The sequence below is a fragment of the Siphonobacter sp. BAB-5405 genome (assembly GCF_002872335.1).
In the GTDB taxonomy this organism is placed as follows: Bacteria; Bacteroidota; Bacteroidia; order Cytophagales; family Spirosomataceae; genus Siphonobacter.
Window position 1 is genome coordinate 1 of the sequence record NZ_NJAG01000014.1, and the last position, 20,402, is coordinate 20,402.

Consider the following 20,402-nt stretch of genomic DNA (forward strand, 5'->3'; position numbering starts at 1 on the left):
GAAAGCAGGCGATCGCTTTGAATTTGCTGATCAACATTATACCATTTCAGAAGTATTTTAAGTGATATAGCGTTCTATTAAAAAATAAACCCTGAGCAGGAAGTCCTTCGCTCAGGGTTTAGTTATTTTTAATAGGTCACAGAAGTACCGTAACGTGCAGTTGTAGCCGCTGTTTAGCCCGACTGTCACCTCCGGAAAGCTCTTGAACCAGCGGTTGCTGAACATTCGCACCTGCTACAAAACGACCGAAGTAAGCCTCCACACCTGCTGTAGCAAGCGTCGCGTAGCCACCCGTCTGGGAGTTACGCACGCCATCTTTCAGGTCGCGACTGGAATACTCAGCCGTAATACCTGCATTGGGCATCAGCGTCAGTTTCTTTCCGGCACTGGTTACGTAAAAGACCGACGTTGAGCCACTGAGCCGATTCCCAAAGCGATAGTGCTGAGCGTTAGTCGTCGTCATTCGATAACTAACGTCCGAGTTCCAGCCCCAGGAACGGTACCGAAGCGTGTAAATTGCATTCAGCAGGAAATCCGTACTGCCCGTGCCCAGTTGAAAATTAGCATTGGCTCCCAAAGATCCATCATTTACGAAATTCGAGCGACCTGTAGCCAGCTTCACGCCACCACCCAGAAGCAGGGTATGGTTCACGGCACGGTCTATTGTGTCCATGTTTGTATTGAAAACGTTGTAATTGGCCAGTACTGTAATATCACCCAGTCCATTCAGCCGTGAAGAAGTCGCGGCGTCGGACTGGTAATTGAAATTATAGGGTACAAAGGCCAGCATCTGGATTCGCTGGGTCGGATAAAAACGCCCCCAAAGCTCCGTCGTTTGAAAGGTCTCTTTTGTACGCAGGAGCTGGGAATTCAGGTGCGAATCGTAGGTACGGTAGCGATACCGAACTCCTACAAAATTGCGGTACGACTGCGGCATGATGCCGTAATAGGCATTGCCTACGCCACAGCCGCAGATATCGCAGGCCCATGCGGGCAGCGACAGGCTCCAGAATAGAAGCAGTAGTATTTTTTTCATGAAAAGTAAAGCGGAAAACTGGTGGATCAGGGAACCGCCAGTTGCTTGTTCGTAAGAAATTCTTCGTCGGTCAGTGTTTTCAGGAAGGCAATGATTTGCTGTCGTTCCTGTTGCGTAAGAGCGATGCCTCGTTGGCCGGTACTGGCTTTCAGAATTGGGTCCAGATTGGGCGTATCGTGTACGTTTTCGGCGTAATGATCCAGTACCGCTTCCAGGGTATAGAACCGACCATCGTGCATGTACGGGCCCGTAACCGCGACATTCCGTAAGCTGGGTACGCGGAAGGTATAGCGATCTTTCTCCTGATTCGTGATCCGAAACCGACCTTCATCGGCATCGCTGGTGAGAAAAAGTCCGTTGTTGCGATAGCTACGATCCGTAAACAATTCGCCCGTATGGCAGGAGGAGCATTTCTGACGAAAGAGTTGAAGACCAGTTTGTTCGTCGTTCGTCAGCGTAATGCCTTCTTTACGCACAAAATGATCGTAACGGGCGTTCGCGGAAACCAGTGTCAGCATAAACTGAGACAGTGATTGCAGAAACCGGGCCGTTGTAATTTCTTCCGTACCAAAAGCCTTTTTGAAGAGCAATGGATACTTTTTGGTAGCCCGCAGTTTATCAATCACATTCGTCATGGTTTCACCCATTTCTACCTCACTGATGATTGGAGCAATCGGTACCAGATCCAGATCCGGTACACCACCATCCCAGAAAAACTCCGATTCCCAGGCCAGATTCTGTAGCGGCAGGGAATTCCGGGTTCCTTTCAGGTTGTGGATACCGTGACTGACGTCGTGCCCGTGGTGCGTAAATCCGTACGGTTGCGAATGACATTCGGCACAGGAAATGGTGTTATCCTTCGAAAGCAAGGTTTCATTGAAGAGAGCTTTTCCCAGTTCTACGCCAGAGGTCGTCAGCGGATTCCGTTCGAACGCATACAGCGGCTTCGGAAAGTTGGCGGGTACGGTAAATGAGACTTCCGGCCCGGTCCGTTCGGGTGACGAACAGGACCAGACCAGCAGTACTACCCACACACCAGCCCAGAGCCTAGTCATTGTGAATGTGGTCAACCGTAAACATATTCACGTAGTTGTTGGCCAGCGGAGCCGCTGCGGAAGGATCATGTACCGATTTTGTTTCCTGAAGTTTCAGGGCCGTCGTACTGTTGAAGAACTTCTGAAGATTGACTACAAAATGAATCGTCGGACTGATGGATTTACGTACGGTAGCCGTTCCGTTCAGGGGCAAGGTTACGGTACGGATGTTATTGGGGGCTCGGTTCGTATAGCCACCATATCCGCCTACGTGGTACTGAAAGGGTCGTAACCCCGCTCCATTAGCCGGCACGACTGGGGAGGTTCCTTCAAATTTGAAGAAGATATAGCCGGAATTCCATCCCCACCACATATTGTCCTCCCCGTACGCATAAGTATCCAGTACTCCCGTCCGTCCAGCAATGGGCGAGGCACTTCTCAGGCTATCCACACCAACCATAAATGAGACTTCGCTGTAATCACCAGCCGGGACATTTTTCAGTTCGGGTTCCCAGGTGTTGGAGTCAACCTGACGAATGAGGAAGTACTGATCCGGAAATTTTACGACAGTACCATCCGTTTTTTTCAGCGAAACATTGCTGATGAAGTAATTCAGCGTGGTTACTGAAAACTCCTCGCCGAAGTCATTTTTGTACGGCGTAGTGCCGAGTACCAGTTTTTGTGCACCTACCCGGTTATCAAACTCAAGCGTCAGATTGTTGGTATCGCCGTCGCCAGCAGGTTCGGGTTCTTCGTTTTTACAGGACGTGAAAACGGTGGTGCAAAAAGCAAATAGAAGTAAGAAAAAGGGATTGATTTTCATTGAAAAAAGTATCTTGAATTTGCCTACCGGACGGGGAATCCTGCCGGTTCGGCAAAGCGTTGGTCTTTTAAAAATTCAGTATCCGTCAGCGTATTCAGAAAAGCGATGATCTTCCGTTTTTCGTCGGCGGTCATGGGTATGCCCAAGCGTCCGTTTTGCTTCAGCAGCGGATCAAGGTTGGGCGTATCCTGTACGCCTGAAGCGTAATGATCAAGCATTTCCTGCAACTTGGTAAAGCGGCCGTCGTGCGTATAGGGCAGACTTTCGGCAATATTCCGCAGACTGGGGACCTTAAACTTAAAGCGGTCCGATTCCTGTTTGGTCACGTTATAGCGGCCTTCGTCCACCACCACTTGTAGGGTAGGTTTCCCATTGACGTATACCACTTTGGTACGCTCAAACTTCGGCAAGCCGTTATTGCGGAAGCTACCGTCCGTGAATAATTCTCCGGCGTGACAGCTTTTACAACCTTTCGATTCGAAGAGTTTCATTCCTTCCAGCTCATCCGCCGATAGGGTTTCGCCTTCCTTACGGACGTATTTGTCGTACCGTGAATTGGCTGAAACCAGCGTCAGCATAAACTGGGTGAGGGCATGAAGCGTCCGGTCTGCCGTAATGTCTTCCGTACCGTACGCGGCTTTGAACAGGGGCGGGTAGCCCTTCGTCCGCTGGAGTTTCTTCACTACGTTTTCCATCGTATCATCCATCTCATCGGGATGAGTAATCGGTACAATGGATTGTAGATCAAGGTTTTCTACGGCACCGTCCCACATGTAATGTTTTTGCCAGGCCAGATTCTGAAGGGCCAGCGAGTTACGAAGGCCCGTCCGGTTCTCAATACCGTGACTCAAATCGTGCATGTGGTGGGTAAAAGCATAGTATTGACGGTGGCATTCGCCGCAGGCAATGGTACTGTCCCGCGAGAGGATGCCGTCGTAAAACAACTGTTTACCCAGGGCAAAACCCGCTTCAGTCACCGGCTTTTGGGCGACGGGGTAATCGGGTTGTGGAAAGTTCTTAGGTACACTGAACAAGGGCACGGGTGCCGAGGGAGCGGGGTCTTTCGAGCACGCCAGACTGATCAGAAAAATCAGGAATGGGTATACTTTTCTCATAAGCAAAGCCTTGCCGGCGGCACACAGCCGTACAATTCATTTATACGTCGAGAAAGGTGTAAAAGTGTCTGTTAGTACCTAAAAACTAGGAAAAGATCACCTGGGGCGGGCGAAAACAGTCACTTAAGGAGTCATGCACATAGACTGGAGCCAGGAAAGGCGTGGGCTCCAGCTCACGTTCGGCCCATGAAAAAAGGCCAAACGTAAAGGTCGTCAGCAGATGTTCATGCGGCAGTTCCAGCAGCTGCGTTACCAGACGCTGACTGGCCTCGCGTTCATCGTGTTCCTGAGCGGCTTTGAGTTTTTTCGCCAGGTAACATTTTCCGTCGCAGTGCAGCTCGGGATGCAAACGATTTTCGCAAAGGTACTGAGCAATGTAATCGTGCCGAAGCTCGAAGTCAACCAGAATGACCGGGACTACGAGCGTGCGTAACATCAGAAGCGATGTCAGCACATACACGCCGAAAGTCCGCAGAGTTGCATTCATGGGTGCAAAGCTAAAGCCGGAAAGGAAATCACGGACCATTTATTTCACAAAAATCCGGGGAGAACAATTAATCCAGTCGCGAGGAAGTCAAAACATGCTGTTTGGGAAGCTTACGTAATTCCTGGATCATCAGCGGTTTGATGATGGGACGGGCCGTCCACATGATACCATGTCGCTGACGGGCGAGGTAAATGACATCAACGCTCGGAGCATTTACGAGTTGTTTCGCTGCCCAAAGTGGATTGACTGGATACAATAGTCGATCTTCCAGACCATGCACCATCGTCACGGGCATGTGAATGTTTTTCCAGAGTGGTACCATCGCGATCAGGTGCGGGTAGTGATTCTGTTTTTCATCGTCGGCCACGTGTATAAACCCCGGAATCCAGGCGGAAAATATCGGTACGAGTTTTGAAATGGGGTAGATTTTCTCGGCTCCGGGTTTGTAAGAGCCGCACACGAGGAGCAGTCGGTCAAAGGCATCCGGATTGTCCATCGCCAGCCGGGAAGCTACCGTAGCTCCGTAGGAAGTGCCGAAAAGTAGGGTCGGGCGATGATCCCGCGTTTGCCAGAGCATTTTCGTCAGTACTGCCGATTGCCGGGAAATGAACTTTTCTCCCCAACCGTAATCCGACTCGCCGTACCCCGGTCGGTCGGGAGCAATAAGCTGAGCCTGTTTTTGTAAATCCGGATCGTTCAGGTAAAAGCGTAAACCTTCCAGCGAACTCGGCGATCCGTGCAGCAGTACCATTTTTCTAGGCAGTGTATCGGAACCGATTTTCAGGTATCGAATGGTACGACCCAGTGTATCGTAATAAACAATTTTAACCGGAATGCCTTTGTCAATCAGATCTTTACGGATTTCCCGTCGGGAATACCGCCGGTGCTCGAAACAGCCCGAAAGTAGCGTGGTTAGTAGCAGGCCAATAAAAGTCAATCGTATAGGCATGGGCTGGCATTAAAAAAGGTGACACGTTTGTTGTATCACCTTTTTTAACGCCAAAAAGCAAGTTTCGGTTGTCCGAAATCAATTACTTTTTAGTTAATTTAAAGACATACACGGGCGAATCACCCGCTTGTTTACGAAGATATTCCGACAGTTTTACGGTTTTATCCTGAGCTTTTACTGCTCCTTTCGTCCCCAACAACTGGACATTCTGTCCTTTTTCCAGAATCGGAATTTCCAGTGAAGTGGGTAACGTTTCACCTTCTGCTGCCCGGTACAGAGCGTAGAGCGTATTTCCTTTCTTCGTATACGCCCATTTGCCGGACTGGTACGGAGCTACGGCGGTCGTTTCGTAAATGGCTTCCCCGTTTACGTTCATCCATTTACCAATGTCAGCCAGTCGCTGGTAAGCTTCTTCGTGCCATTCGCCGTCGGGACCGGGAGCCACGTTCAGCAACAGGTTACCGCCTTTCGACACAATGTCCGCCAGCATATGAATCAGCTTCCGCGTGGATTTGAAGTTTTCCTTGGGAATGTAGCTCCAGGAATCACCCATGGTCATGCAGCTTTCCCAGGGGAAGGGAAGGGCTTCGCTGGGTACCGATTGTTCGGGGGTAACATAGTTTTCGTACTCGCCCGCCACCGTGCGATCCACCACGAGTAAACCGGGCTGATGCTCGCGGGCCATTTTGGCAATCTTCGGCATGTCAATGTCCTGATCGAACGGAATGGCTTTCTGCCAGCTCACCGTTGAGTCGATGGTACTGAACGGACGAACCCAACCGCCGTCGAGCCAGAGGATATCCATTTTACCGTAATCCGTCATCAATTCCTGAATCTGGTTGTAGGTAAACTGCTTGAACTGATTCCACTTTTCGGGGTACTTGCTCGGTACGTAACTGGAATTTCGGTCCTTAGGGGGGAAGTACGACCACCAGTAACTATCGGTGTGCCAGTCGGGCTTGGAGAAATACGCTCCAACCATAAAACCCTGATCCCGAAACGACTTGAATACTTCCTTGGCTACGTTGGCCTTTGGATTGGTTTTAAAAGGCGTATTGGTGATTTTATAATCCGTCTGCTTGGTATCAAACATACAGAAACCGTCGTGGTGCTTCGTCGTAAAAACTACATACTTCATCCCCGCTTCTTTGGCGGCTTTCGCCCAGCGGTCGGGGTTGAATTTGACGGGATTGAACGTTTGGGGAATTTTTTCGTAGGCTTGTCTATACTCGTACCAGTTCGCCGCGTAAGGACCTTTCCGCTCACACCAGCCTTCATCCTCGGGGCACAAGGACCAGGATTCAACGATGCCCCACTGGCTGTAGGTTCCCCAGTGCATCAGCAGGCCAAACTTGATGCCCTGCCACTGATCCAGTTTTGCTTTAACCGCGGGATCTTTGGGCGTTACGTACCCTACGTGGTGTTGTTCGGAATGTTGCTGAGCCCGAACGAAAAGACTCGTCAAAACGAGAACACTAATAAAAAATGACTTCATAACAGGAGAAAGAAAGAAACGAAAAACCGTGTTCAGCGACCTGATCCGGTACGCGGATTTTGGTGGCAGGGCACGGTTCAAAAAAGAATTCTAAACGGTGGCAAAGAGCTGGTCCATCACGTAAATGTGAATGCCGACCCATTTGGCCCGCTCGCCCAATTGAGAGATTTCAATGCTGAGTTCGTTCCGGAAGTCGCTCAAACAATATTTATTGATGGCCTGTCCGATGGGATTGGTGATAAAGGCATCGGCTTTTACGACAATACCATCCACAATCACAATTTCCGGATTGAATAGGTGTACTGCCATCGAAAGCCCTTTGCCCAATTCCGTACCTACGTCAAAAAGAATATCAATGGCGAAAGCGTCGCCTTCCAAAGCGGCTTCGATTACTTTTTCAATATCGATTTCTTCGATATGGTCGAGATAAACGGATAGTTTCGAAGCACGACCTTCTTTCAGTCCCCGCTGTACCCGTCGACCCAGTGAACGGGCAGAGGTAATGGTATCGAGGCAGCCTACTTTGCCGCAATGGCATAATTCGCCGTCGGGATCAATCTGAATGTGACCCAGCTCCCCGGCAAAACCGGCGGCTCCCTGAAAGATTTCGCCGTTCAGGATGATACCGAGACCTACGCCCCAGTCAATATTGATGGCCAGTACGTGTTTTTTTCCGCGAGCCAGTCCAAACCGATGCTCGCCGAGTACCGTGGCTTTGGTATCGTTGATGACGTAAACAGGTAAACCAAATTGTTCAGAGATAAGGGTACTGAGTGATTTATCTTCCTGATTGATTCGCCGATAGGTCATGTTCGTACCGTTCTGGTAATGAATCAGACCCGGCATGGAAATTCCGATCGCCACCAGATCAGCGGTTTGCATGCCTGATTCACTCAGTACTTCCTGCGTAGTTGTCAGTAATGATTTCGTAAACTCCGCACTGTCTTCCAGGCCCAGCAGAACATCCCGGCGGAAAATCACTTCCCGTTGCATGTTCATGATCAGTACTTTCGTGTCGTGCGTACTAATATCGAGGGCGAGGATGTATTTATCCTGCGGATTCAGGCCAAATAAAACCGGACGGCGTCCGTGATTACCAACCGCTGTACCAAAAGTGGTCACCCATTTCTCTTCGACCAGCTCTTCAACAATATTAGTAATCGATGGAACGCTACTGTGTAAATTCTTCGCCAGTTGAGCGAGTGTACCCACTTCGGCCTGGTATAACTCAGCCAAAACGCCCCTGCGGGAGACGCTCTTTTTGTAGTCAACAACACTTTTCTTGGGTAGTACTTCTTCGTCGGCTGGAGCTGAATGCATTATCAAGAGGGTTAGGCGTATGCAATAAAAATCAGATTATTTGGTTGGAAGGTATTATATCGATAGATGATTGTACTTTTGAAATTTTATTGTAAATAAACACCTGTTTCTTAAAAATATTAACAAATTATTTAAAAATCCAGTCTGTTTTATAAAGAAGGTACGCCAATGATTTGGCATCTTCACCATTAAATTGAGCGATTTTGGTAAAATCAGGAAAACTACCCTGTTCGCAGGCACGCTCGTATCAAAAATAAAAAACAACGTCGAAAATGAGTTACTACTTCAGTAATTCGTTGATAACGTCAGTAAGACCCTTTCATTTATTGATCACACTTCACACATGACAACGCGTCGATCCTTCCTTCGCTGGTCCACACTGGCAGTAACCTTCGCTCCGGTACGCTCACTAATCGCTGGCCCGCAGGCTGCGGTGGCCAAACCACTGGTCGTTTCCACCTGGGATAGCGGCCTGGCCGTAAATGCAGCCGCCTGGAAAGTACTCAAACCCGGTGGGTATGCTTTGGATGCGGTCGAGGAAGCCGCTAAATCCATTGAAAAAGAAATTAGCTGCTGCGTAGGTTTGGGTGGCTATCCCGACCGCGAAGGCCACGTATCGCTGGATGCGTGTATCATGAATGAAAAATACGATTGTGGCTCGGTAGCGGGGCTTGAACGCATTTTGCATCCCATTTCCGTAGCTCGTAAAGTAATGGAAACCACGCCTCACGTTATGCTGGTCGGCGAAGGAGCCCAGCAGTTTGCCGTGGCCAATGGCTTTAAACTGGAATCTGCCGAGCTTTCCGCTGACGCCGCCAAAGCGTACAAGGAGTGGCTTAAAAAATCTGAGTACAAACCCCTGATGAACATCGAACAGCAGCAGGGTAAAACGCCTAAGCGGGCAGCGGGCGGACCGTTTGCTCCCAATCAGTTCGAGGACGGTTCGTTTAACCACGATACCATGGGTACGATTGCTCTGGATGGCAAAGGTCGTCTGGCCGGAGCCTGCACCACCAGCGGTATGGCTTTCAAAATGCGGGGCCGTATTGGCGACTCTCCTTTAATCGGCTCTGGTTTATATGTAGACGGCGAAATTGGAGCAGCCACCTCATCGGGCCAAGGAGAAGAAGTGATTCGTTTGGGCGGAACACACCTCGTCGTTGAGTTTATGCGAAATGGAGCTACGCCGATGGAAGCCTGCAAAAAAGCCGTGGAGCGGCTGGTAAAAATCAATCCTACAAAAGCGAAAGAATTTCAGGTGGGCTTCATTGCCATCAACCTAAAGGGTGAAGTGGGAGCTTACTCCGTTAATAAAGGCTTTAGCTACTCCGTTACCCAGGGCGACGATGGTGGAAAAGTCTTCATGGCTGAGAGTTACTACAAATAAAATGGATTCAAAATTGTGCATTCGTTTGCAGGCCTCTGTGCACACGTTTGTTCATCTCCGGTACAACAAGTCTACTGCCATCGCAAAAGTAAAGGCTCGTATCTTGCCGTACTCCGAAGCGAGTTTCTACCTGATAAGACTCGCTTTATTTAATTCCGTTTACGCCAAAAATGAAGTCTGACCGCTCATTTTTGAAACCTATTGTACATGAAACGTTTCGTACTTTCCGCTTTTCTGGCGGCGGCCAGCTTATCCGTTTTCGGGCAGTCGCTCATTCCTCAGCCGGTATCCATGCAACAGGGTTCCGGAGCTTTCCGTTTTAATGCTCAGACCCAACTGGTGGGGTCTACGCCCGAAGCAAAGCGACTGGCGGCTTTACTCAACCAGTACCTGAAAAAACAGGCGGGTTATGAATTGAAAGTAGTAGCCAAAGCTCCCGCCTCGAATTTTGTTGCTTTTAACGAAAAAACGGGTTTACCCGCTGAAGGCTACGAGCTAAAAGCCACCGCTCAAAGTATTCAAATTGCGGGCAAAGACGCGGGCTTGTTCTACGGCTTACAGTCGTTATTGCAATTGTTTCCGGAAGGAAAAGCGGAAATCGCCGCTGTTACCATCGAAGATCATCCGCGGTTTGGTTATCGGGGCCTAATGCTGGATGTAGGTCGGCATTACATGCCTATATCGTTCATCAAACAGATGATTGACGAAATGGCCCGGTTGAAATTCAATCGTTTCCACTGGCATTTAACCGAAGATCAGGGCTGGCGGCTGGAAATTAAAAAGTATCCCAAACTAACCCAGGTAGGGGCTTTTCGTGATGAAACGCTAATCGGAGGGTACGGTGACCGGATGCCACAACAGTTCGATGGCATCAAATACGGCGGGTTTTACACGCAGGATGAAGCCCGTGATATTGTTAAGTACGCGGCCGACCGGCACATTGTCGTTATTCCTGAAATTGAACTCCCCGGCCATTCCTCGGCGGCGTTGGCAGCATACCCGGAGCTGGGCTGTACGCCAGGACCTTTCAAAGTGCAAACCACCTGGGGCGTGCATAAAGACGTATTCTGTCCGAAAGAAGAAACCTTTACTTTTCTGGAAAACGTATTGACGGAAGTAATGGCCATTTTCCCCTCGCCATACATCCACATTGGAGGCGATGAATGCCCGAAGGATCGCTGGAAGGAATCAGAATTTTGTCAGAATCTAATCAAAAAGGAAAACCTGAAAGACGAGCACGGCCTGCAAAGCTATTTTATTCGACGCATCGAAAAATTCCTGAACTCAAAAGGCCGTAACATCATTGGCTGGGACGAAATTCTGGAAGGTGGCCTGGCTCCCAACGCTACCGTGATGAGCTGGCGGGGTGAACAAGGGGGGATTGCTGCGGCGAAGGAAAATCATGACGTCATCATGACGCCCAACAGTCACCTGTACATCGACCATTACCAGGGAAAAGACCGCAAACAGGAGCCGCTGGCCATCGGCGGATTCTTGACGCTGGAGAAAGTTTATTCTTACGACCCAACGCCGAAAGAGCTGACGGCCGAACAGCAAAAACATATCAAAGGAGTACAGGCCAACTTGTGGACGGAGTATATTCCCACCCCGGCGAAAGCTTCCTTCATGTTGTTTCCCCGGGCGTTGGCTCTGGCGGAAGTAGCCTGGTCGCCGGTGAACCGGAAGGAGTATACCGAGTTTTCGGAGAAACGGGTACCCGATTATTTACGGAGTATGGAAAAGCGTAACTGGGTGTACCGCGTACCGACCGCCATTGGTATGCCTAAGGAAGATACGCTACGGGGAAATCAGTTTACGATTCATTTGAAATCACCCGTTGAAGGGGCTAAAATTTATTACAGCATCGACGGATACGTTCCCAATGAAACGACGCATCTGTACGCCAAACCCATTGCGTTAACCATTCCCGAGAATCGTCGCGTGGATTTAAAAACCATTGTAATTACGCCCGAGGGTTTACGGAGTGTGGTGGCTACGACTACGCTGGTGAACGGCACACCAATGCCCGATAAACAGCCCAGAAAGAAAAATTAAACGGAAACATACTGGTATAAAAAAGCCCTTCGTAGCAAGTGGTACGACGGGCTTTTTTATGGGTATAAAGCACTTAACTGTATTTCCGACGCTTCAGAGCCAGATCATGGGCCGTGTCGTAATAGCTACGAAGGTTTTTCCAGTCGAACACTTCGGAAATACTCTCAGTACGGTTCCGCTGCATGATCCGATCCCGGCGGGAAGCCCGTACGAATTTAAACAGCAGCTCCGAAAGCGTCTCGGCGGCCTGATGGAAGTCCTGCTCGCTGCGATTCAGTACGTAAACACCCCAGTTTTCCGGATCAGCCATGATCTGATTCATGTAATCACCGAAACCCGAAAGGTCGCTCGTCACGGTCGGTACACCCCGAACCACGCATTCCAGCGGCGTATAGCCCCAAGGCTCGTAGTAACTCGGGAAAATACCCAGGTGACAACCCCGTACGAAATGACTGTAATCCATACCGAACAGCGGGTTCGTTGACGCGATGAAATCCGGGTGATACACAATCTTCACGCGGTCGGTCTCGTGGTTCTGCATGTTGGACTTCCGCAGAAAGTCCACGATAGCATCCTCCTGCTTGAGGTAGTGCGTAACCGTTTTAGGTAGCTGATGCGTCTTCCAGGATTGAATGGTACGGCGAAGGCGAAGCTGCCAGTATTCATCCACAAACTGATTGAGATCCGGCATTTTTAGATCGTTGCTCGTAGCTGAAGCCATGAACAATTGCTCGCCGATCTGCCGCTCGATCGCTTCACAGGTTTGCCGGATTTCGGCCATTACGGCCCGGGTTTGCAGCACATCCGCGTCCATTGAGTATACCGGATTTTTCGTGACAATAAACATCACCACCGTCATATCCGAATTGCTGGCCTGTAGCTTGGCATTAAGTCGGTGCAGGGCTTCCAGCGTCAGGTCGTAGCCTTTGTTGGAATACTCAAAACGACCCGAGGTAAAGAAGTACAGGGTACGGTCCAGATCAAAAGAATAGTTCTGGAAGAAGTGACCCATCACAAACTGATGAATCTTCTGTTTGTACTGAACGTGCAGGTTCTGAAACTCGTGCGTAGCTGTAAAACGGGTAACATTAAGACCATTGGGCAGAGTCAGGTCACACTTACGACCCAGCAGAAATTCGCATTCCCGGGCTGTAACGTCAGAAACCGTCGTCATGACGTGGCAATTCTGAGCAGCCAGGTATTCAATCGTTGCCTGGGTTTCAATGCCAAAGTGCTTGGCCTGTTCGAGCCAGTTAAACGAGGGTAAATTCTCGTAAAAATTAGGCACGTTTGGAGCCATATACCGACCCAGCATGGTGGCGTGGGTGGTAAAAACGGTTGCCAGTTTAGGAGCCTCTTGAGCCAGATCGGGCAGAGCCGTAGCGGCCATCCACTCGTGAAAGTGAGCCGTAATATCGTAACGTCCACTATGATCTTTTGACAATTCGTTCAGGAAAACCCGAACACATTCACCAAAAGCCACTACCTGATTCACCAGATCCTCCGCATTAAGCGTGGAGAGCTGGTGATGATTCCAGAGGTCGTACTTGAGCTGGTCGAGCCGATCATACAGCGTATTGAAATTGAACAGCACCAGGCGGGGTTTACCCGTCACGAGCCAGTATCCATACTGTACGTCGAAGCCCATTTCCCGCATTTTTCGTACGGTTTTACCCAGGATCGAATCATCCAGATCGGTAATCGGTTCAAACTCAGCCAAGGCTTTGTCTGGGAAGTAAGGCCCAAGCAGGAAATAATCGTCGCCCCATTTTTCGACCATTGCCGGAACCTTAGAGCGGATTACCGTATAAATACCCCCTACCTGATTGCATACTTCCCAGGCAATTTCAATCAGGAGTCGAGGCCGTATTTTGGGCTTAATGGGTTCTACTTCGAAAGCCATAGCCAAGCATAAATGTAAATGTTGTGAATGTAAACCGCGTTTTTCCTAAATCTTCTTGAACTGCCAAATATAGAATGGTATTTTTCAAGGGAATTATTCGTCTAAAATAATTCTAAAGTTTTATGCCAAGCTCGGCCAATCTTTCTACAATTGACCGACTTTTCCACTACGTTCACCTACCCTATGCGGGAATCCTTAGCGAATTTTAATGTGTAGTGAAAAGAAAACCTGTTTCCACCTTAGAATGTTATAGACGCTTAAAGCTGGCGGCCTTTCGTGTCTTAATGTATAGTTGTTTATACCCGGCGAGTTTCTAAATAGGATTGTAAAATAATCGTTGCTGATACCCGATCTACTACGCCCTTATCGCGGCGGTCTTTCTTGGTTGTACCCATTGAAATCAACGCCTGCAATGCCATGACGGAAGTAAACCGCTCATCGTGTTCGTGTACGGGCGTGTCCGGGAAGTTCTTGCGGAGCAGGCGAACAAACCCCCTGACGTGCGGCGTATTGGATGTATCCGTGCCGTCGAGGTTTGTGGGCATGCCTACCACAAAGGCTTCTACGGATTCCCGCTGACAGTATGCTTTCAAAAAGTTCATTACGTCTTTGGAGTGAACCGTTTCCAAAGCCGTTGCAATCAACTGCAAAGGATCCGTTACTGCGAGTCCCACGCGTTTGGTACCATAATCTATAGCAAGAATTCGTGCCAATGGTTTAAATAATTAGAAGATTAATTTCCCAGACGTAAGGTCTGCAGAAAAAAGCAAAAGAAGCTTTCACCCGAAACCCATTCACCACTAGGAACTTAACCCATACAAGTTTACACTAGGCCAGTGAAACGGGGGATAAATCTTTTTTCCAGTCCCGATAACCTACTACGCAAAGTATTAGATAAACGCCATAAAGAAAGGCCGTCCAATACAAATTTTTATAAACGTATATGCCGACATAAATCAGATCGACGAAAAGCCAGAGGTACCAGTTCTCAATAAACTTGCGTCCAAGCATCCACTGGGCGATCAGACTCACCGTAGTCGTGAACGAATCCAGCAAGGGTAGGCTGGCATCCGTTAGACGGGTTAAGATCCAGTTTAGCAGAGCCGTTCCGGTTAATGTCAGAGCCAGTAACCAGCCAATGAAATGCCGGGGAAGTTTTCGGACGTGAAGCTGGGTATGTCCGACCCCACCATAGAGCCATTGATACAGACCATAGATGCTTAACAGAGCAAAGACAATTTGTAATCCCATATCTCCGTAGAGGCGGGCTTCCCAGAAAATGACGGTGTACAGCCCCACGCTGATCAGTCCCCAGAAGAAACCCCAGACGTTTTGCCGCGTATTGAGCCAGACGCAGATGATCCCCGTACTAACGCCGCTTAACTCGAGCCAGTTGCTTTGGAGGTAGCTCAGAAATACGTTCATTTAGAGTGGTTAAATTGATAAAATACTGAACTTTGCCCCGGTTCTGGTCGTTTTTATAAAGCCCCTCGTCGGTACCGAAATAGTCGGCATACGGCGGGGATTACTGCGTTCGGTGCAATCAGATCAACCTTGCAGGAACGCGACTAAAGGCCTGGTTTTGCTGGTACAGAATTAGCTAGAATTCGTAGGTAAAGCCCTTTGGTTTTTACGAACAAATTTCATCGAAAAGCGAATAGCCCAGAGCGAAAGCTACAAAATAAACCGTATGCTGATTAAAGATTTGTTGACGTTGTATCGGAATGACGCTTTTATCCGGCTCATGGGCGAACGACTGCAAAGTAAACAACCCGACGATTATCACTTACAGATTAAAGGAATTACGGGTAGCCTGGATGCCGTACTTGTAGCGGCCCACTATCAAAATCATCCGGCGGCTTCGCTGGTGGTCTTGTCCGATAAGGAAGAAGCGGCTTACTTCTACAATGACCTGCAAAATCTACTGGGCGAAGATCACGTGTTGCTCTTCCCCATGTCGTACAAAAAGCCGTATGAGTACGAGGAGATCGACAACGCCAACGTACTGATGCGGTCGGAAGTACTGAACCGAATTAACGATAAAAGTAATAAAACTCTAATTGTTACGTATCCCGAAGCTCTGAGCGAGAAAGTAATCAATCGCCGCTCGCTGGTGAAGAATACCTTTACCATTTCAGTGGGAGAAAAACTGGATACGGAATTCCTAACCGAATTTCTGCTGAGTCAGGATTTCGAGGGAACCGATTTCGTATACGAAGCCGGGCAGTTTGCCGTTCGGGGGGGAATTATCGACGTATACAGTTATGCCAATGAATTTCCGTACCGGATCGACCTCTTTGGTGATGAAGTTGAATCCATCCGTACCTTCGATCCCGATACGCAGCTGTCCAAGGAATCCGTTTCCCGGATTAATATTATCCCGGATGTACAGACAAAACTGATTCAGGAAAGCCGGGATTCGTTTCTGAGCTTCTTTCCAGAGACGACCCGTATCTGGTTCAAAGACGTAGAATTAACGCTGGAGCTGATCGGCATCTGTTTTGAAAACGTAGAGAAGAGTTTTCAGTCGATTCTCGAACGGAGTGGGGGAATCAAAGTCATTCACGAACCCTCGCAATTGTTTGAAACCCGGCGGGGTTTCCTGAACCAGATCAAGGAATTTCCGAGCGTTGAATTTGGGAAGCGATTTTACTTCAAACCCGCCGACGGAAGTACGCTTCCGGCCAGCGAACTTCGCATCAATTACGCTTCGAAACCCCAACCCAGTTTCAATAAAGATTTCAACCGACTGATCGAAACCCTGCACGAACAGCAATACCGGGGCTATACCAATGTGGTGGTTTCAGAAACACAGAAGCAACTGGAGCGACTGTCTTCGATTGTGGGAGAAGCCAATGATACCGTCCGTTTTCAGGGCGTGAACGTATCCTTGCGGGAAGGCTTCATTGACGATACGCTCAAGATTGCCTGCTTTACGGATCACCAGATTTTTGATCGCTTTTATCGCTATCGGATCAAAGACAAGTTTAGTAAATCCAAGGCTCTTACCTTACGGGAACTCAAAACGCTGGCTCCCGGTGATTACGTAACGCATATTGACCACGGCATTGGCCGCTTCGCCGGATTGGTAAAGATTGACATAGGCGATCACCAGCAGGAGGGAATCCGGCTGGTGTTCCGCGATAACGATACGGTGGTGGTCAACGTACAGAGCTTGCACAAAATCGCCAAATACACGGGGAAGGAAGGTACGCAACCTTCGTTGAGCAAGCTGGGTTCGCCGGAGTGGGAGAACAAGAAAGCAAAAGTCAGACGGCAGGTGAAAGACATCGCTGCCGAGTTGATTGAGCTGTATGCCAAACGCCGACTAGCTCCCGGCTACCCCTATTCCCGCGATACATTTTTACAGGTAGAACTGGAATCGTCCTTCCTCTACGAAGATACGCCCGATCAGGCTAAGGCTACGTCGGCGGTGAAAGAGGATATGGAAAAACCCCACCCGATGGACCGTCTGGTCTGTGGGGACGTAGGTTTTGGAAAGACGGAAGTGGCCATGCGGGCCGCCTTTAAAGCCGCTTCGGATAACAAACAGGTGGCCGTACTGGTGCCTACAACGGTACTGGCCATGCAACATTACCGCACCTTCCGGGATCGCTTCGAGCGTTTTCCAGTAAAAGTGGAGTACATCAACCGATTCAAAACGACGCAGCAGATCAAGGAAACGCTCAAACGTGTGGAGTCGGGGGAAACGAGTATTCTCATCGGTACGCACCGGATTGTGGGCAAAGACGTCAAATTCAAGGATTTAGGCTTACTGATTGTGGATGAGGAGCAGAAATTTGGCGTGAAAGTGAAGGATCGGCTCAAGGAATTCAAGCTTAACGTCGATGTACTTACGTTAACGGCGACACCCATTCCGCGTACCCTTCATTTCTCGTTAATGGGAGCCCGCGATTTGTCAGTGATCGCTACGCCGCCGCCGAACCGCCAGCCGGTTACGACGGAATTGATGGTGTTCGACGAACTTAAAATCCGGGATGCGGTGATGCGGGAAATGAAGCGGGGTGGACAGGTCTTCTTCGTTCACAACCGCATTGGCGATCTGGAGTCGCTGGGTAATATGATTCTGAAGCTCGTACCCGACGCGAAAATCGGTATTGCTCACGGGCAGATGGACGGGGACCGGCTGGAGAAAGTCATGATGAAATTCATTGAAGGCGAATACGACGTTCTGATTTCAACGAACATCATTGAAGCGGGTCTGGACATTCCGAATGCCAATACCATCCTGATTAATCAGGCTCAGTTGTTCGGTTTGAGCGATTTGCACCAGATGCGGGGTCGCGTCGGGCGTTCCAATAAAAAGGCGTACTGTTATTTGTTGACGCCTGCTTTGTCGTTGCTGAGTACGGATTCCCGGAAGCGGTTACAGGCCCTGGAAGAATTCACCGAATTGGGGGACGGATTCAAGGTTGCCATGCGGGATTTGGACATTCGCGGAGCAGGAAATTTATTGGGAGCTGAACAAAGTGGCTTCATTAACGATTTAGGCTTTGAGACGTATCATAAAATTCTGGACGAAACCGTTCGGGAGCTGAAAGAAACGCAATTTAAAGACCTGTTTGCCGATGAATTGGCCCGAGCCGCGAACAATCTGCGGGTAGAGTGCCAGATTGAGACGGATTTACCTGTCCTGATTCCCGAGAATTACGTATCTAACATCTCGGAGCGACTCAGTTTATACAACCGCCTCGACCACATGAAAAACGAGGCCGAATTGCAGGCTTTTCTTTCGGAAGTAACCGACCGATTTGGTCCAGCCCCCGAAGAAGTACGCGATTTGGTTGATCTGGTACGGGTTCGTTGGAAAGCGGAACAAATTGGTTTTGAAAAATTAACGCTCAAACAAAATACATTGAAAGGAACGTTCGTTTCTGGTGAGAATGAGGCGTATTTCCAGTCTGAGCGTTTTGGCAAAGTTCTTGATTTTGTGAAAGCTAACCCACGCAAAGTGGTGCTCAAGGACGTCAAAGGCAAACTTCAGCTACTGGCTGAAAACTTACGTCAGGTTACCGAGTTAGATCAATTACTGGGTCAAATGGTAAGTTCGGGCGAGAAAGTTTCAGTAGCGTAACGAATGAGATTCATCTAGTAATGCGTATTTTAAGGAGAAAGCCTTTAGGAATGAACGAACGGTTATCAAGTAATTCCCGCTAATCTTCTATTTTTGTGAGATACTGAATGAGCTTTCAAGGCGTTGTTTTTGGAAATTAGGAAACAACGCCCTGAAATACTAAACACGTAAAAAGCGATATTCCAAACCATATACCTGCAATGATGAGAATTGCGTCAGTTTATTTGTTAGGGGCCTTAGTGTTACTAACAACAGCCTGTAAGAAGAATAAGAGACCCGATAGTGGTCACATTGGGAAAAATAGTACGGCCACAGGCATTGCTTACAACGCAAAAGAAGGATTCTCGACGCCGAAAAGCTTTAAAGGTCAGCCTACCGGACCGAACCTGGTGTATATCGAAGGCGGTCGTTTTGTGATGGGCTCGCTGGAAGAGGATGTTGCGGGGGTGCACGATAACGTAGAGCGTACGGTAACGGTACAATCCTTTTTTATGGATGAAACCGAAATTGCCAACGTTCACTACTTGGAATACCTTTACGCGGTTCAGAAAGATTCTTCGCAGGAGTTTTACGAATCGGCTCTGCCTGATACCACGGTTTGGGCCGGTGAAATGGCATTCAATGATACCTACGTAGATCAATACCTACGGTACCCCGGTTTCCGGATGTATCCAGTCGTAGGCGTATCGTGGGTACAGGCTCAGGATTACTCGGCCTGGCGTACGGGAGCTGTTAATAACGATCTGGCTCGCAAAGCAACCAGCGGTGGTAAAAAAGCCGGACGAAAGAAAAAAGGTGAAGAAGCGGCAACGGATGCTACGGCAGAAGCAGCTTCTAAACAATACTCAGGGGGTCGTGCCGCTATCGAAACGGGTTACGTACTACCCAACTATCGTCTGCCAACGGAAGCCGAATGGGAGTATGCGGCTAAAGCTTTGATCGGAACGCAGTATCTGGACGAAAACCAATCGAATCAGCGGATTTACCCCTGGGATGGTTCTTCGATGCGGAAAAGCTCAGGCAAGAAGAAAGGAACGATGCTAGCAAACTACAAACGCGGTCGCGGGGATTATGCTGGTATTGCGGGTAAAACCAATGACGGTGCTATCATTACGGATGAAGTCTACTCGTATCCTCCGAATGACTTTGGTTTGTATAATATGGCCGGTAACGTCAACGAATGGGTATGGGATGTGTACCGTCCAACCACGTTCCAGACGTTTAATGACCTGAACCCTGTTCGTCGCGATGGCTATCTGGATGACGAAAAGAACTACGGTAAAAAAGATAACAACTCGCTGCTCGATAACCGTACGCGGGTGTACAAAGGAGGCTCCTGGGCGGACATCGCTTACTGGCTGGCTCCGGGTACCCGTCGCTACATGGATCAGGATTCGGCTACGGCTACCATTGGTTTCCGTTGCTCGATGATCGCTTCGGGTCGCAAACGATAATAAGTTTAATTTCCAGTTTAGTTGAAAAGAAGCTGCCCGCCTGGGTGGCTTTTTTTTTGTGGGGTTTGGGGAGAGGGATTTTGAAAAGTGTTTAAGGTTTGAATTGGGTTGAGGGTTTAAAGGGGGGATAGCGTGGAGTAAGAGTCGGGTGTGTTCGCCGCAATCTTCCCAGGGTTGTACCCTGGGCTATTCAAAGTGAACTCCTTCGGAGTTACATACTGCATAAAGAAGCTTTTGCTTTATGTAGCC

Annotated in this window: 15 protein-coding genes; 4 read left to right on the plus strand and 11 right to left on the minus strand. The window is 49.0% G+C overall.

Annotated features, from left to right (window positions below; genetic code table 11):
* Window positions 1-136 precede the first annotated feature (136 nt).
* From BWI97_RS13330 to BWI97_RS13365, 8 genes are all read right to left on the minus strand, one after another.
* Window positions 137-1,036: a hypothetical protein gene (locus BWI97_RS13330; protein WP_102201332.1), complete on the minus strand. Its 900-nt coding sequence runs from the start codon at window positions 1,034-1,036 to the stop codon at window positions 137-139.
* 26 nt (window positions 1,037-1,062) lie between these two features.
* Window positions 1,063-2,091 carry a cytochrome-c peroxidase gene (locus BWI97_RS13335; protein WP_102201333.1) on the minus strand — a complete coding sequence of 343 codons (1,029 nt, stop codon included), beginning with the start codon at window positions 2,089-2,091 and terminating at the stop codon, window positions 1,063-1,065.
* Window positions 2,084-2,893, minus strand: coding sequence for an MbnP family protein (locus tag BWI97_RS13340; protein ID WP_102201334.1), 810 nt, complete (start codon window positions 2,891-2,893; stop codon window positions 2,084-2,086). The genes BWI97_RS13335 and BWI97_RS13340 overlap by 8 nt, the downstream gene beginning before the upstream one ends.
* 23 nt (window positions 2,894-2,916) lie before the next feature.
* Window positions 2,917-4,008, minus strand: a complete 1,092-nt coding sequence (locus BWI97_RS13345) for a cytochrome-c peroxidase (RefSeq protein WP_102201335.1) — start codon at window positions 4,006-4,008, stop codon at window positions 2,917-2,919.
* 85 nt (window positions 4,009-4,093) lie between these two features.
* Window positions 4,094-4,495 (minus strand): hypothetical protein, encoded by a 402-nt coding sequence (locus BWI97_RS13350; RefSeq protein ID WP_146010933.1) that lies wholly within the window; start codon window positions 4,493-4,495, stop codon window positions 4,094-4,096.
* 67 nt (window positions 4,496-4,562) lie between these two features.
* The gene (locus tag BWI97_RS13355; RefSeq protein ID WP_102201337.1) at window positions 4,563-5,444 is read right to left on the minus strand and encodes an alpha/beta fold hydrolase; all 882 of its coding nucleotides are present in this window, start codon (window positions 5,442-5,444) and stop codon (window positions 4,563-4,565) included.
* An 82-nt stretch (window positions 5,445-5,526) separates the two neighbouring features.
* Complete coding sequence (locus tag BWI97_RS13360) at window positions 5,527-6,939, minus strand: alpha-L-fucosidase (protein ID WP_102201338.1); 1,413 nt, start codon at window positions 6,937-6,939, stop codon at window positions 5,527-5,529.
* A 90-nt stretch (window positions 6,940-7,029) separates the two neighbouring features.
* Window positions 7,030-8,259 carry an ROK family transcriptional regulator gene (locus tag BWI97_RS13365; protein ID WP_094811097.1) on the minus strand — a complete coding sequence of 410 codons (1,230 nt, stop codon included), beginning with the start codon at window positions 8,257-8,259 and terminating at the stop codon, window positions 7,030-7,032.
* A gap of 343 nt (window positions 8,260-8,602) precedes the next feature.
* On the opposite strand from BWI97_RS13365, the gene BWI97_RS13370 reads away from it, so the two are divergent.
* Window positions 8,603-9,646 (plus strand): N(4)-(beta-N-acetylglucosaminyl)-L-asparaginase, encoded by a 1,044-nt coding sequence (locus tag BWI97_RS13370; RefSeq protein ID WP_102201339.1) that lies wholly within the window; start codon window positions 8,603-8,605, stop codon window positions 9,644-9,646.
* A gap of 207 nt (window positions 9,647-9,853) precedes the next feature.
* Window positions 9,854-11,701, plus strand: a complete 1,848-nt coding sequence (locus BWI97_RS13380) for a beta-N-acetylhexosaminidase (protein WP_102201341.1) — start codon at window positions 9,854-9,856, stop codon at window positions 11,699-11,701.
* Window positions 11,702-11,774: 73 nt separating this feature from the next.
* On the opposite strand, the gene BWI97_RS13385 is transcribed toward BWI97_RS13380, so the two are convergent.
* The 3 genes from BWI97_RS13385 to pnuC form a co-directional block, all read right to left on the minus strand.
* The gene (locus tag BWI97_RS13385; protein WP_102201380.1) at window positions 11,775-13,604 is read right to left on the minus strand and encodes a glycogen synthase; all 1,830 of its coding nucleotides are present in this window, start codon (window positions 13,602-13,604) and stop codon (window positions 11,775-11,777) included.
* 296 nt (window positions 13,605-13,900) lie between these two features.
* Complete coding sequence (gene ruvX / locus BWI97_RS13390; protein WP_094811103.1) at window positions 13,901-14,317, minus strand: Holliday junction resolvase RuvX; 417 nt, start codon at window positions 14,315-14,317, stop codon at window positions 13,901-13,903.
* A gap of 115 nt (window positions 14,318-14,432) precedes the next feature.
* A complete protein-coding gene (pnuC, locus tag BWI97_RS13395; RefSeq protein ID WP_094811106.1) occupies window positions 14,433-15,029 on the minus strand; it encodes a nicotinamide riboside transporter PnuC in 597 nt (198 codons plus the stop codon).
* 265 nt (window positions 15,030-15,294) lie between these two features.
* Between pnuC and mfd the strand changes: the two genes are divergently transcribed.
* Window positions 15,295-18,699, plus strand: coding sequence for a transcription-repair coupling factor (gene mfd / locus BWI97_RS13400; RefSeq protein ID WP_102201342.1), 3,405 nt, complete (start codon window positions 15,295-15,297; stop codon window positions 18,697-18,699).
* A 200-nt stretch (window positions 18,700-18,899) separates the two neighbouring features.
* On the plus strand, window positions 18,900-20,153 hold the full coding sequence (gene gldJ / locus BWI97_RS13405) for a gliding motility lipoprotein GldJ (RefSeq protein ID WP_102201343.1): 1,254 nt from the start codon (window positions 18,900-18,902) through the stop codon (window positions 20,151-20,153).
* Window positions 20,154-20,402: the final 249 nt, after the last annotated feature.